This window comes from Candidatus Poribacteria bacterium (assembly GCA_009839745.1).
Taxonomy (GTDB): Bacteria; Poribacteria; WGA-4E; order WGA-4E; family WGA-3G; genus WGA-3G.
Genome location: VXPE01000114.1, coordinates 1 through 14,860, shown reverse-complemented (window position 1 = coordinate 14,860; position 14,860 = coordinate 1). Strand labels below are relative to the sequence as shown.

The 14,860-nt window shown below is 48.4% G+C and carries 13 protein-coding genes; 8 read left to right on the top strand and 5 right to left on the bottom strand.

What is annotated here, in order from left to right; all coding sequences use genetic code 11:
- Positions 1–2: 2 nt before the first annotated feature.
- The 3 genes from F4X88_17975 to tatA form a co-directional block, all read right to left on the bottom strand.
- Entirely contained in the window at positions 3–1,271 is a 1,269-nt protein-coding gene (locus F4X88_17975) for a tetratricopeptide repeat protein (protein MYA58176.1), read from the bottom strand.
- Between the two features lie 18 nt (positions 1,272–1,289).
- The gene (locus tag F4X88_17970) at positions 1,290–1,610 is read right to left on the bottom strand and encodes a carboxymuconolactone decarboxylase family protein (protein ID MYA58175.1); all 321 of its coding nucleotides are present in this window, start codon (positions 1,608–1,610) and stop codon (positions 1,290–1,292) included.
- 104 nt (positions 1,611–1,714) lie between these two features.
- Entirely contained in the window at positions 1,715–1,927 is a 213-nt protein-coding gene (gene tatA, locus F4X88_17965; protein MYA58174.1) for a twin-arginine translocase TatA/TatE family subunit, read from the bottom strand.
- 226 nt (positions 1,928–2,153) lie between these two features.
- Between tatA and F4X88_17960 the strand changes: the two genes are divergently transcribed.
- The 8 genes from F4X88_17960 to F4X88_17925 all read left to right on the top strand — a co-directional run bounded on the left by F4X88_17960 (position 2,154) and on the right by F4X88_17925 (position 12,647).
- The gene (locus F4X88_17960) at positions 2,154–3,740 is read left to right on the top strand and encodes a phosphoglycerate dehydrogenase (GenBank protein ID MYA58173.1); all 1,587 of its coding nucleotides are present in this window, start codon (positions 2,154–2,156) and stop codon (positions 3,738–3,740) included.
- Positions 3,741–3,890: 150 nt separating this feature from the next.
- Positions 3,891–5,297: a hypothetical protein gene (locus tag F4X88_17955; GenBank protein ID MYA58172.1), complete on the top strand. Its 1,407-nt coding sequence runs from the start codon at positions 3,891–3,893 to the stop codon at positions 5,295–5,297.
- Positions 5,298–5,413: 116 nt separating this feature from the next.
- On the top strand, positions 5,414–6,241 hold the full coding sequence (locus tag F4X88_17950; protein ID MYA58171.1) for a phytanoyl-CoA dioxygenase family protein: 828 nt from the start codon (positions 5,414–5,416) through the stop codon (positions 6,239–6,241).
- Positions 6,242–6,322: 81 nt separating this feature from the next.
- Positions 6,323–7,132 carry a LamG domain-containing protein gene (locus F4X88_17945; GenBank protein MYA58170.1) on the top strand — a complete coding sequence of 270 codons (810 nt, stop codon included), beginning with the start codon at positions 6,323–6,325 and terminating at the stop codon, positions 7,130–7,132.
- Between the two features lie 95 nt (positions 7,133–7,227).
- The gene (locus tag F4X88_17940) at positions 7,228–8,019 is read left to right on the top strand and encodes a LamG domain-containing protein (GenBank protein MYA58169.1); all 792 of its coding nucleotides are present in this window, start codon (positions 7,228–7,230) and stop codon (positions 8,017–8,019) included.
- A 90-nt stretch (positions 8,020–8,109) separates the two neighbouring features.
- On the top strand, positions 8,110–9,189 hold the full coding sequence (locus F4X88_17935) for a Gfo/Idh/MocA family oxidoreductase (protein ID MYA58168.1): 1,080 nt from the start codon (positions 8,110–8,112) through the stop codon (positions 9,187–9,189).
- A gap of 29 nt (positions 9,190–9,218) precedes the next feature.
- Positions 9,219–10,343, top strand: a complete 1,125-nt coding sequence (locus tag F4X88_17930) for a class I SAM-dependent methyltransferase (protein MYA58167.1) — start codon at positions 9,219–9,221, stop codon at positions 10,341–10,343.
- Positions 10,344–10,784: 441 nt separating this feature from the next.
- On the top strand, positions 10,785–12,647 hold the full coding sequence (locus F4X88_17925; protein MYA58166.1) for a hypothetical protein: 1,863 nt from the start codon (positions 10,785–10,787) through the stop codon (positions 12,645–12,647).
- A 467-nt stretch (positions 12,648–13,114) separates the two neighbouring features.
- Here the strand turns inward: F4X88_17925 and F4X88_17920 are convergent, their stop codons facing one another.
- Positions 13,115–13,594 (bottom strand): hypothetical protein, encoded by a 480-nt coding sequence (locus tag F4X88_17920; protein MYA58165.1) that lies wholly within the window; start codon positions 13,592–13,594, stop codon positions 13,115–13,117.
- A 330-nt stretch (positions 13,595–13,924) separates the two neighbouring features.
- Positions 13,925–14,689: a hypothetical protein gene (locus tag F4X88_17915; protein ID MYA58164.1), complete on the bottom strand. Its 765-nt coding sequence runs from the start codon at positions 14,687–14,689 to the stop codon at positions 13,925–13,927.
- Between the last annotated feature and the right edge of the window lie 171 nt (positions 14,690–14,860).

The following is a 14,860-nucleotide window of genomic DNA, read 5'->3' as shown; positions in this document are numbered from 1 at the left end:
AATTAAAAACGCTTTTTCAAGTGTTCTAAGTTTTGTAACGCCTTCCGAGCGTCGTCATCGTCAGGCGCGATTTCTGTGATGTGTCGGTAGACATCTATCGCTTTCTGAAGATGTCCCTGTTTCGTGTAAATTTCGGCTAACCCGTGATATGCCAAGGTAAGTCCCGGCATCTTCTCTATAGCGGTTTGCAGATGTAATTCTGCCTTGTCAAACGCCTTCAGTGTTGTATAGAGCCACCCTAACCGAACATGTGCCTCCACAGCGTTTGGGTTGCGTTCAATGACTTTCAGGAAGAACGGGATGGCACGCTGGGGCATGTTGAGGTCCATGTAGAGGCGTCCCAGTTTATCGTATCCCGTCACCGACGCTGGATTCAGGCGAATCAGGCTTTGATAGGTCGTAATTGCGGCGGAGATGTGTTTGTGTGTCAGATGGATTTCCGCCAATTCGAGTCGAAGTGCCGTGTTGAGTGGGTCTTCTGCCAAAGCCCCTTCAATGGCGTAGGTCCGATCGTAGTAGGTTTTCATCTGCTGGAAGAGTTTCAGTTGTTCCGTCGCTGCTGCCGTATCACCGAGGAGTCGGTACGCCTTTGCGAGGTTGTAATACGCACTCTGAACATAAGGCTTTCTTTTGATTGCCTGCTGATAATGCTCCACGGCTTGCTGTGGCTTTTGCTGCATGAGTGCGATCAAACCGAGCCATTCGTAAACTTCGGCGAAATTAGGATTGTGTGCGAGGGTGTCTTGAAAGGAAGTGAGTGCGGGATCAAATTTCGCTTGATGTGTGTAAATGTAACCGAGACGATAATGCGTATCCGCATCCGTCGGACATCGCTGCACGGCTTCTTTGGCGTGCTGCTCGGCGGTGTCTAATTTGCTCTGCTTGCAATAGATTTCCGACAACGCGAGGTGCGTTAATCCATGAATCCGTTCTATTGTCAGCGCGTTTTTTGAATTCGTAATTGTGAAGTTTCGGTTTGCAAGCTGCGTCAAAAGGGTGTTAAATGTCTGAATCGCTAATTCCAGTTTATCCTGCAATTTATAGACATTTGCGAGTTGGAAAAGCGCGTTCACATCTGTCGGATCGCGGGATAGGATCGATTTAAAGGTATCCACTGCTTGCGGATAGAGTCGAAGTTTGACGTATTCAACGCCCTGCGGAAACGCTGCTGTCGTTTCGGTTCTGCTAAGAGATGGCGTGAGGCATAAGAGGATAGCCGCGAGGATTAAAGTTTTTAATTTTACCTTGCGGCGTAATAACGCAGGTTTCATAGATAAAAAACCTTTAAATTACGACTGTTTATCCACAACATCTTGAATCCAAGATAATGCCGCCATACTCGAAGACCAGCCGATAGAGGTCACGGCGAGCAGTGCCACCTGTTGCAACTCCTCTGGCGTAATGCCTTCTCGAAGGGCACGTCGTGTATGCGAGTGGACTGCGCCTTCAGACTTCGCGCCTATTGCCAATGCGAGTTTCACAAGTCTCACGGTTTTCGGCTCAAGCGGACCGGCGGTCCCACACGCCTCACCCAGTGCCTGATACGCTTTCCAGACCTCAGGGTATTCGTCAATTACATTCTGAAGAAAATCGGGTAACTTATCTTTCATTGTTCGCTTTCAGTTATCGGTTGTGAGTTAAGAAGGGTATAGAAATTGCGAGCGGCGTATGCGCTTACAAGTCGGGGTGAACCCAGTGGAGATCCGGTGCTTCTCTATCCAGTTTTCTCTTTTGGTGGTCCTCCATTCTCTTGTTGTGCTCGTGTTGTGGTTTCGGTTTCCTCTGACTGTTCTTCATTGAGTCCCGCTTTAAAGTTCGTAACGCTCTTACCGAGGCCTCGCGCCAGCTCGGGGAGACGTTTTCCGCCAAATATGAGTAACACGACAGCCAATACAATCAATAATTCCCACGGACCCAGGCCTAACATATTCATGCCTCCATGTTTTTCGTAATTCGTGCCTTGTGCGAATGCACGATGGATGTTGGCATATATACTACCACAGAAGAAAAAATATGTCCAATAGTATTGAGTTGTCGTAAAGCAAAATGTTGTTGACAGGGAGTTTCGGACATGCTATAATTTAAGGATACTCTACAGATGGAAGGGTGCAAATAGCCGTTTTAACGCGATACGGGTGGAGGATTTTAGACGTATGAACAAGGTACTGGTCAGCGACCTGCTGTCCGAGGGAGGTTTAGATGTTTTAGCAGAGAGCGGTGATTTTGAGGTAGACGTTGACCTCAATCTCTCTCATGAAGAACTGCTGGACCGGATTGCTGACTACCATGCCCTGCTTATCAGAAGCGCGACGAAGGTAACTGCGGATGTGATTAACAACGCGCGCCAATTAAAGGTCATCGGGCGCGCTGGGGTCGGCGTGGATAATATTGATGTGCAAGCCGCAACGCGAAACGGTATTTTAGTCGTCAACACACCAACGGGGAATACAATCGCGGCGGCGGAACATACCATCGCGATGCTCTTGGCACTGGCACGCAACATTGTACCTGCTGGGATTTCACTCCGAAACAGAACATGGAAACGCAACGACTTCATCGGGGTTGAGTTATACGGGAAGGTGTTTGGCACGATTGGGCTCGGACGGATTGGACGGGAGGTCGCTCGACGCGCACAGGCTTTCGGAATGAAAATCATCGCTTACGATCCGTATATTTCAGCGAGTGCAGCAGAAGAGATCGGCATTCGGATCGTTGAGCGGGACGTGCTTTTTCAGGAATCCGATTATATTTCTGTCCACACACATCTCAACGCCGAAACATATCATAGTGTGGGGGCATCGGAGTTTACATTGATGAAGCCGAGTTGCCTCCTGATTAACTGCGCCCGTGGCGGTATTATTGATGAAAACGCCCTCTATCACGCCTTAAAAACCGGACGACTCGCGGGTGCTGCCCTTGATGTCTTTGAAAGCGAGCCTGCAACCGAAACCCCACTGCTGGACTTAGAAAATGTGCTCGCACTGCCACATCTCGGCGCGTCTACATCAGAAGCACAAGAGCATGTTGCTGTTGAGGTGGCACAGCAGGTGATGAACGCGCTCCGCGGACAGCCCGTCGCGAATGCTGTCAATCAACCTAAAATTGATCCGAGAACACTGGACATTTTAGGTCCCTATCTGGAACTTGCCGAAAAGATTGGCAGTTTTCACGCACAAATTGTTGAAGGGCAGATCTCCGCGATTAAAATCCATTACAACGGCACGCTCTTCCAGAAAGAAGACGTTACACCGATAACTGTCGCTTTACAGAAAGGGCTTTTAACACCTGTGCTCACGAACGTGAACTATGTAAACGCGCCTTTTCTGATTAAGCAACGCGGTATTGCGGTTACAGAGACAAAGAGTGAGGCAGAAGCGGATTTTGCCAACTCCATCGCGATAACAGTCACAACCGATAAAGGCGAATCGGTCATTGAGGGAACGGCTTTCGGAAAAAAAGACATCCGCATCGTCCGAATAGATCAACTTCATATAAACGTGAGACCGACCGGTTATATCCTCCTCATCTATAACAGCGACCAGCCCGGAATGATAGGATTAATGGGAACGATTCTCGGGGAGCACGGTATCAACATCGCGGATATGACTGTCGGACGTTCGCGTTTAGGAGAAATCGCCGTGACGCTTATCAATGTGGATAGTCCTGTGCCGCGGCATGTCTTGAAAACCATCGCTGAACAGAAGAAGATCGACTTCGTTAAGCAGGTCTTCCTTCCGTAGCGAAGATGAGGCTTTTATAGTAACGTCTACAATTAAGTGGGCAATTCGGAATCGGTGCGGTTAGGAGGGAAATCCGCAGAAATACCCAAGCAAAGACCCCTATCAAAAACACCGCACCTACCGGACCGAACCGCAAGGAAAAATTAAAAATTGGATGCTAAACAGAAATGCCTATTTATTAACGACGAAATTCCGAAGGCGAAACTCTTTGAATCAGAAAAACGGGAAGTCCATCCTGATTGCAACACGTCTTGGCGTATCTCCCCGGAACCGTTCTGGATTTCCGAATCGGATTTGAGATGGTTTGAGGAACTCGGAACGCATCTTTTAAATTTCTATCGCGCCTGCAATCTACTCTATTCCCAAAGCGTGCGGGGTATTCAACCCGGCTGGGTCGCTGAGTACTTGGAACTCGGCAAACCGGAACCCGTTATCCAGTATGGACGGATGAACCGCTTTAAGGGCCACCTCCCCGGTGTGCTACGTCCCGACATTCTCCCTACCGGTGACGGTATGGCGATTACCGAACTCGACTCGATTCCCGGATTTATTGGGGGAACAGGATGCTTAGCGCGGCTCTATGCACAACTCGGCTATAGCATCATCGGTGGCAGCGACGGAATGGTGAACGGATATGCCGAAATGATCCGTGCCTTGGCTAAGAAGGACGATCCTACACTCGCTATCGTTGTGTCAGACGAATCGGAAGATTATTGGGCGGAGATGGTATGGCTTGCCGCAGCACTTTGTGAGGCGGGACTGGAGACTCGGACCGTCAAACCGCACGAGGTAATTTTTACCGAAGATGCGCTACTTGTCGAAACGATAGAAGGTAAGATGGAAGTCGATGTGTTTTATCGTTTCTATGAACTGTTTGATCTGCCCAATATCCCGAAAGTGGAGTTAATGTTTTATGGTGCGAAGAAACGCACCGTTGTGATGACACCACCGCCAAAATCCTATTTGGAAGAAAAATTGTGTCTCGCGCTTTTTCATCATCCGACGCTCCAACCGTTTTGGAAACGCCATCTCGGTAAAAAGACCTATCCGTTCCTACAACAAGTTATTCCAGAGACATGGATTATGGATGCGCGTCCCCTACCTCCACACGCTGTAATTCCGAATTTAGAGGTGGACGGAAACCCCGTAACGGATTGGCGGCAGCTCGGACCCGTGACGCAAAAACAACGGGAATTGGTCATTAAACCCTCGGGCTTTTCCGAACTCGCATGGGGGAGCCGCGGCGTAGCAATTGGACACGATCTTCCGACAGAGGAGTGGGAAGCCGTTATTGAAAACAGTCTTGAGAATTTCGAGAAAAACCCGCACGTCCTCCAGAAATTCCACACTGCCGAACGGGTCCGGATGCAGTATTACGATTTCGATGTTGGTGATGTGCAAGAGATGACGTGTCGTCCACTGCTCCGTCCATACTATTTCGTCGTCGGCAATACTGTTAAGCTCGGGGGCATGCAAGCCGCAGTTTGTCCAGCAGACAAAAAGATTCTACACGGCATGGTGGATTCTATTATTGTGCCGTGCGCAAAAAGACAATAAGAGAAATATGCACACGTCGTGCCATTATATTCCATAGAGAGATGGCTTAACCGTAGCTATGGTAGGTGCGGTTTTAAACTGTACCGGACTCGCAAAAATAAAAAGGTGATTCGATAATGCAATTAAGTGAGAAGCAGCTCGCGCACTTCCGAAACAGTGGGTATCTTGCCATCGAAGGTTTTTTCGATCCCGTTGAAGCGGAGGCACTCCGACTGGAATTAGAACGGATCTACGACACTGAGCTCAAAAACGGAACGGGTATCAATTGCGCTGTACAAACAGATGGCACCAAGCGGGACGATGCGGGGGAACGGCAAAATCTTCAAGTGATTCCACTCAATAACCGCAGCGACTTGCACAAAGCGTTACCCTTTCACCCGAAGGTCATTTCCGTTGTTCAACAACTTATCGGAGATGAATTCATGTTGGAACTGGATCAGGCATTCTGGAAACCGCCTATAGTCGGTATCGGCACGAGTTGGCATCAAGACAACGCCTATTTCAAAATTGCGGATCCGTTACGAGGCACTGCGATGTGGATCGCCATCCACGACGCAAACGTTGAAAACGGTTGCATGCACGTCATACCGGGGAGCCATCGGGAGCGTTACGAGCACTACCGCGATCCCTTGAGTGACCACCATATTCGATGCGATCCGCCCGAAGAACGTGCCGTCCCGATCGAACTCAAGGCAGGGGGTGTGCTCTTCTTCTGCTACGGCGTGGCACACTGCACCAAGTCGAACCTCACGGATAAAGAACGCGCCGGCGTAGCACTCCATTTCCTTCATAACGATTTCGGCGGGAAGGCGCTGTGGGAAAAGGGTAACGCAACCAAACCGATGCTCCGGGGTCCCCTTGCAACCGGTGGAGAATCCGAGTTTGGAGAAAAATTTGAGGGCAGATGGGAAGAATTCATGAACGCAGTGCTTGCCTCTAATTAGGCAGCTGGTAATTGGGGATGTTGATTGTCGGAATCAGGATTTTTAGGATTGGAACTCCATATACCATATAGGAGGGCAAAAATGGGATGGCTATTTTACTACCCTTTATTTCTTGTTCTGATGCTTGTGTCAATAGGATATGCTACAGCAGATCTTGCCGATGACCTTATCGTTCATCTCACGTTCGACAACGTTAGTGGTAAGCGGGTCTTTGATGAATCTGGGAACGGTCTGGATGCCAAGGTTATCAAAAATACTGTATTTGTCAAAGGCAAATATGGAAAGGCAATCCGCATTACGAAGGAGACGGAAGATTGTGTAAATATTCCGTCCACAGATGCTTTGGAAATCAGTGAAGAGATTACGATGATGGCATGGGTGTACCACAAAAACTGGATGGAAAGCACGTCTCAATGGTTTGATAAAGGCTGTTATAGCAGAGTCTCCAATAGTTTATACGGCATGGGGGTCTTCAATAGAGCTGAGGTTCATAATTCGAGAATCGGGGTTATCTTAGGCGGCGAAAATCATATGCGCTTCATCATTCAGAGTGACATGCGGAATAGAACATGGCATCATATTGTAGCAACCAGCGACAGCGAAAGTGTAAAACTCTATCTCGACGGGAAAATCGTTAATCCTCCTGGCACCCTCCCCCCCGCATTTCAGTTTCACTTTAAGGGTGTAAATGACGAGGATTTGCGGATTGGCTGTGCGAAGAATAAACCGGAGTACGCATTTAAAAACGGTTCTATTGACGAAGTTGCGATATGGTCCCGTGTCCTCAGTGAAGATGAAATCAGAAGTGCGATGCGGGGTTTTTTGCTTGATGTCTCGCCGAAGAATAAGGCCGCTACGGCGTGGGGCAATATTAAACGGGAGGTCTTTTAGTTGTATTCTTCAAGGGGCTGTGATATACTCTCACTACTTCCAACAAGCAAACTGACCTTTCTGATGTAAGAAGATTTCACAAGAGGAGAAACAGGATGAAACAGTTACTGGGTTACGCCATGTGCCTCAGCGCGTTGATGTTTATAGCGGTAGGATCCGCCACGGCAGATCTCGCGGAAGGACTCGTCCTTTATTTCACGTTTGACGCTGTTAAGGGTAAGACCATTGTTGACGATTCCGGCAACGGACTTGATGCCGATATTATTGCCAATACCGAAATTGTGAAGGGTAAATACGGGGATGCGATTCGCATTACAGGCATAGGCGCGGATTGTGTCAATGTGCCAGCCTCCGATGACCTGAAAATCACGGGTGAAATCACGATGGCGGCTTGGATCAATCAGGACTCTTGGGGAACTGATGCCCAGTGGTTCGACAAAAACTGCCATAACGGGGGCGAGCATTCCTCCTACGGCATCGGTGCTTTCAACTCGGGTCAGAATTTTAATATGTTCTTGGGAACGGGCAACGGTAGACCCACCCTGAGTCAGCCGCATGGGTTGGATGAGAAGACATGGTATCACGTCGTTGGAACTTATGACGGGACGACCATGAAAGTCTACGTTGATGGCGAAGTCGCCGCGGAGAAAGACGAAAAGTTTGACTTCAAAGGCACCAACGATCAGGACTTACGGATCGGCTGCTCTAAAGACCGTCCGAATTATACCTTTGAGAACGGCTCTATCGACGAAGCTGCGGTCTGGCGGCGTGCGCTCAGCGAGGCTGAAATCAACGAAATAATGAACGAGGGTTTCCTTGCGGTTTCACCGCGCGAGAAAGCCACAACGACGTGGGGCAGTATCAAGTCAAAAACCAGCGCACACTAAACGCAGTCTTGTATAAAGATTTAACAGCACAGGCATCTCCTGCAAAACGGGCGGTACTTGTGCTTTCTTCTATGAAATAGGGGTAGAGAAATGACAAAAATTGGAATCGTTGGTATCGGATTTATGGGCATGATTCATTACTACGCCATTCAGCGGATTACGGGTGCTGAAGTGGTTGCTATCTGCACACGAGATCCAAAGAAACTCGCTGGCGATTGGACGGGCATTCAAGGGAATTTCGGACCCCGAGGTGGCATGGAAGATCTCTCAAACGTCCGAAAATATAGCGAGATTGATGAACTCCTCGCCGATGAAGAGGTTGAACTGGTCGATATTTGTCTGCCGACGCATCTGCACAAACCCGTGAGTATGGCATCCCTCGAAGCAGGAAAACATACCCTTGTCGAGAAACCGATTTCTATCTCTATGGACGATGCCAATGAACTCGTCGGACTTGCAGACAAGATCGGGGCAGAACGGAAAGCAGCCAATGAAGGTCCCTGTTTCCTAATGGTCGCACATGTGCTGCCTTTCTTTGCTGAATACGCTTACGCGAAGCGAGTGGTGGAAGAGGGAAAATACGGTAAACTCCTCGGCGCGCATTTCAAGCGGATTATCTCTAAACCGAGTTGGTCACGAGACGTTGCCGATATCGAAAAAAGCGGGGGACCTGGTATTGATTTGCATATCCACGATACCCATTTCATTCAGCTGCTCTGCGGTGTCCCTGACGCAGTGTTTTCACAAGGCAAACTCGCCAGCGGCAACTATGTCGATTACCTGACGACCCAATACATCTATAACGATAAGGAACTCTCCGTGAGTTGCTCCTCGGGTGCGGTCTCTCAACGCGGACGTGCTTTTTCGCACGGGTTTGAAATCTACCTTGAAAAAGCGACACTCCTTTACGACTTTTCAACGTTAGCAGGTGAAGCCGCTACAGCAGTGCCACTGACACTTCTAAACGACGAAGGTGAAGTGGAACAGGTCGATTTAGGAGAAGTTGATCCGATTGATGCTTTTACCGGTGAACTTCAATACGTTGTTGACGCGATCGACTGGGAAGATGAACCGACTGCTTTGTCCGGTGTCGGCGCGCGGGACGCGCTCCTGCTCTGCTATAAAGAAGCAGAATCCGTCAAAACCGGTAAGATTGTCCAGATTTCTTAGCCGTATAACGCTTGTTAATCTTCCAAAAAATGACTTCCTTCTATTCTATTAGCAACATCGGTGAGCTTTACGTCCCTGCTGAATGCCGGGATGCAGTTTTTGCGCGCGCACGCGCCAAACTGTTCTTGCATCAAGAATTAGGACACCTCAATCGGATCTTCACACATATCCGACACGGCGGCGTTGCTATTGTGGAGGGAAAATGGGAACAGATTACGGCGCTGATGGATTATATCCAACGCCACAAACGGGATTTGATTCAGCACCCGCAGCGTGAGGATAGAACACGAGATCGGAGAACTTCGCGCGGGAAATCCGTAAACGATGGTTTGAGGGAAGCCTTAGCAAGGCTGATGTGTTGGGCAGATGCAGATGGGATCTTACAGGCTGAAAATGCGCCTGTTTTCCCCTATCTGTTGGAACTTGCTGGGGAACCCGCGGACGCGAACCAAGGCAAACCCTTCCTCCTCTCTCTCACAAAAATCCAACAAATTCAACACGCGTTGACAGACACCTACCCCATCCGCGCCCTCGACACCTCGCTTGTCGCTTCTGAAAATGTCCTTGCCCCACGCTCACAAGAGACAATCGAATGCTTTCAGGAGGCACTCCAATATGTCTGTCAATCTGGGCCTTCTACCGTTGCCGACATCGGATGTGGAAGTGGATGTTTGACGTTGTTGGCGCGGCAGGAATTGGGGGAACAGGTTGAATTGTATGCATCCGATCTGCTTCCTGAAGCGGTCGCAACAACGAAACTCAACCTTCAACAACTGCTACCTGGTTCAGACCCTGTCCACGTGATGCCCGCTGGCGACCTGTTTGACCCGTTTCTTTCACATCAATTCGATGTAATTATTTTCAATGCCCCGTGGGTTGTTGCCCGTGTGCGTAACCGAGCAGAACTCGCTATCCACGATGAAAAACAGGAAACGGTGAAACGTTTTTTCGCACAGGTCTCAGATTCCCTGAAACTGGATGGCGTTATTTTGTTAGGATATGCGGATGCCTCAGGACCGAAGGCGATTGGGAATTTAGAAACGATCATCGCTGACGCAGGGTTTAAAGAGGAAACCGTCTTTAAGAGGCGGGTCGCGACGCAGCGGTCGAAACGGAAATGGGAGCAGATTCGGGTGTCCGTGTTGCATCGGTAGTAGATGCATTAATTGGGTTTCTTCAATTTGCCCCAGTGTGTTGACAGTTTATCTTTTGGGTTAACCGCCCGAAATTCGGTATCGAATGCCTCAAATGATATAAATTTTGCCGCTAACGACAGTCGTCGCGACCACGTTTCTGGATGTTGGCACTTCGGTCCGATGCCCCCAATTAGCCTCACCACTCCCTACAACTACAGCGGAGGTGTCCGGTGAACTGTTTTGACTTCACAGGAGAATTCTTTGCCCGTCTAAATATTAGCTTTATTGGTTGACAAGCAAACAAGTCAACCGAGGAAATGGTATGCTTAGAGAAATATTTATGTGGAGGTCGTAGACTTGAGCACACCCAAAAGCCCTAACAAGGATGATTTGGAAGATGCCGTGGGTAAGGCACTCCGGATATATAGGAATTGCATGCGTCCTTTCGTGGAGGAATAAATGAAAAAACGGATAACACTTATTCTGATAATTTTACTCTCTCAAATTTTTGTTTCAGCACTCACTGCGGAAGATTGGATGCCTGATGAAACCCTCCGGCGCGTGATCTCTGAGACGTTAGGTGTTGACACGCTTACAATTGCAGACCTACAGAAACTTTACGAGCTGATATTTGATGCCCGCGGTGTTAAAAGTCTCAAAGGCTTGGAACACGCTACAAATATTAAGACGTTACTGGTTGCGGATGAAGAGATTAGCGATCTAACACCACTTTCAGATCTTCGGAACCTAAGAGAACTAAAATTGTTTAGGAATCAGATTGTTGATATTTCACCGCTCTCAAATTTAATTCAATTAGAGGTGCTTGAGTTACAGAACAATCAAATTGCCGATTTCACACCCTTATTGAACCTGACAAATCTGGGGTATCTTGATATTCGGAACAACCCAGATTCAGGTGTAGGTCAGTTTGTATCCGCGCATCCAAGAGTAATAGAAGCATTACGACACTGGATGTGTGATTTTGGGTCGCCACTGTATGTGAAACCTGTAACGGAACGTCTTGATGCGCGTTCCTATCCTTCGATCGGCGGGTCGAACATGGTGAGAACAAAGTACGCAACAAGTTTAGAAGTTGTGGAGCCGTCTCGATCGGATTTCTTTGGAGATACGTCTGTTTTTTATTCTGGGCTCTGGTTCGATAGGTCGCCTTTCGGCGGTGAGGTGCGTGCTGGTGAGGGGCCTTGGCATATTGAGAGGATAAAACAAGATCATGCGAACCTTTTTCATGAGAACCCTAATGTACTGTTACTTGCTGAGATTCGCTACTATGATGGTTATCGCTTCGGGTTCACGGAAGATTCACCTTATTGGTTGCGCAACCCTGATGGCACGATTGTAAGGGAGGAGTGGTTTGATGCTGAAGGCAATTTAGGTTATTTTAATGATATGGTTGATTTCACGAACCCGGATGTCATTGAAATGATCGTCGCTCAAGCTGTTGCGGTTGCTAACTGCGGTCTCTATGATGGTATCATTCTCGATAATTGGAATGAGTCTGGAGATCATCATGGGATTCCACAGGAGGAGGTCCTTCAGGCGCGGTTGCAAATTCTACAGAAGATTCGTGAGGCGGTGCCAGCAGACGATTTTCTGATAGCTGTAAATTCAGTATGGCGCAAAATTCCACGCTCAGCTCCGTATATCAATGGGGCACTCATGGAAACTTGGGGGTCAGAGTGGCAAGGAACGGGGGAGGCTGCGTATTATACCCGTCAAGACTATCTCAATTATGAGGAGGCACTTCTCTGGAACGAAGCGAACTATAGGGAACCGAACTTTACTTTTTTAGCTGCCAAACTTCCAACTTATGCCGATCCACAATCACCTCACAATCTTCAAAACATGCGTGTGTTCACGACACTGAGTCTCACACATTCAGACGGCTACGTAAACGTACATCAGAGTCTATCGAGTAGTCTCTACTATAATTTCTGGGATGCCGACTTGGGTCGTCCGATCGGAAAGAAGGCAGAGACCTATGAGAATATCGAGGGCCTCTTTATCCGGGAATATACCAATGGCTGGGCTGTCTATAATCGGAGCGGTAAGGAGCAAATTATCCGTTTGCCGGTAGAAACGACAGGTGTCAGCAATCAGCAATCAGCTAGCGTGCATGTGATTCCTGACCTCGATGGCGAAATGTATCTTAAATCACCCAGTGGAGACTTGAACGGTGACGGCGTTGTGAACGTTCTGGATTTAGTGATTGCCGCAAACGCTTTCGGGACAGCAGCACCTGACCTGAACGGTGACGGCGTTGTGAACGTTCTGGATCTCGTGCTTGTTGCGAATGAATTTTAGAGAGGGCAAACGAATGACATTCTTGAAACGGAAAAATAAGAAGCGTCGCGGATTAAGGCTTAGGTTGTCTAACGTGAGTTTGAAAAAAGTGAGTTGTTGGTCGGAAACCTATGTAAATCGTTGGTTTGCTGAAGTTCATCGAAGTTCAGAGAGGGTTTGTTCTCCAAGATAGGTCTGTGGATGCGGTTTCTGGAGAAAATACCAGCAAAAACAACGCGCCCTTTATGAAGGGCGCGCTCTTGGGCAAATCTTACCTATTTGCCAGCAGGTTTTTTGGGGGGTGGGGAAGGTTGTGCCGGCCTATTCCCAGCAGGTTTGGCCGGAGAAGAAGGAGGCAGGGGTTTCCCTGGTGGTTTGCGAAGCGGTCTTCGAGGGCCAGCAGCCTTCCGAATGGACTTTCTATTTTTCATAACAATAGTTCCTCCAATATTTATAGTAAGTAAAACGCACGGCACTGCTCATGCAGTTTATCCGCTTGCGTGGATGTTTTCTAAATTCAACCCAATGAATAGAACCGTGCAAGAAACAGCAGCAATATAGGTAAAGACAGAAACATAACTCAGAATACGCGTTATCTGTGATGCCCGGGATATCTTTTCTCCGGCATTTTCGTCGCCCTCTAAATAGTACTTTTCATTGAACTCGCGTTGTTTGTTTAATGCGCGTTGACCGAAAAGGTATGATAACAGAGTGGAGGTAATCGCAAGGACAAACATCAGCCAAGAGCCATATAGACCCCATAGATGATCGGCTTTTGACAGTTCAACTACGTTTTTTATCAAAACCAATGATAGCCCTAAACCTGCACTTGATAAAGAGAGAATTGCTTTGTCCAGATTTTCAACGTTTGACAGATCACGCTTAGAGAGATCTTCTTCCTCTTTAACGTATAACTCATAGAGTTTTTCTGAGTCATCATGTGAATTTTGGCGTTCTTCGTCCATCATGTTCCCTGCCCGGAAGTTGGATTAAACAATATTATGACGTTCCTATGGATACTTTAAGTATATCATAATCCAAAACGCCCTGTCAAATTCTTTATCTGTTAATTTGGAATTGGAGGCACCGTTTTTTATACACCTTTCGCCACGCTGGGCTAAAACTGGCAATGCAAACAACGAGTGCGGTTTACAATCCGCGTTCATCCGTGTCATCCGCGATTCAGACAATGAACACATATCACCCCGCCGGGAAAATCACAGCCCTGTTTGTAGTAGTGCGATTTATCGCACGTTCTCATCCATTAGCGGACAATACACGGCGTGTACCTACTACTTTTAATACCGCTGCTCTCCCAACTTATGCACCAACATCACCTCATTCCCACGTGGGTCAATGACTTTGACAGCAACTTGTCCATGCTCACCGACGGGAAATGGAAGGGATTCTGTGCCGCTGAACTTCTCAAACTGTTCTTCGTCGATGACACCTTTGAGGGCGCGGGCGATTTTGTCCCACGCTTTTTTGTCGGGAAAGAAGGCTTGCGTGATACAGAAGGTGCGACCGTCGTAGTCGGAATCAACGAACCACGCCGCGACTTTGTCCGCGCCTGCGGAATTCACTGTGTTGTCTACCGGATTGTAGACATCCACACCCTCCATCTTGACGATGTATTCTCCGTTGGTTGTCTCTTCAAGTGCTGTGCGGGGCATTCCGAACACCGTGAATAATTGTGTCGAAGGTGTTTCCTTGAGCAGCCCACCCATGGCAACATCGGGGTTGATGTGCGCGATATGGATACGGACCCTCGGATTCGGATCTTCTTGGATGATGGCTTGTGCGGCACCATCGAAACTGAAGCCTGCAAACACCAATTCATCATATCCGCGACGTGATGCAATGGGTAAGCAATCCTCGACTTGCAGTGCCGTTACGGGACCGTGTTGTGGACCGAATACGACTGCGACGAGGCGTTCCGTATCGTCATCTTCCCAACTCCCTTCGGCGTGGAGGACATCCCCCTCAAGTGGATCGAGTGTAGCAAATTTCAGCGTCCGGTTATTAGGAAACTGCACGCCGTCATTTCGGAGGAGGCGGATCATCTGGTCAAGGTGTGCCTCGGCATTGACAGCGTTGTGTCCGTCTGTCTCGGTATCATAAGTGTCCAGAGGTTCTTTAGGATCGCCGCCGATGGGTGAACCCCCTCGCCCCCCTTGACAGGCTTACTGTTACCCATAAGTCTGAAGGTGTATAGGTGTTTTGAGAGTTTCGGC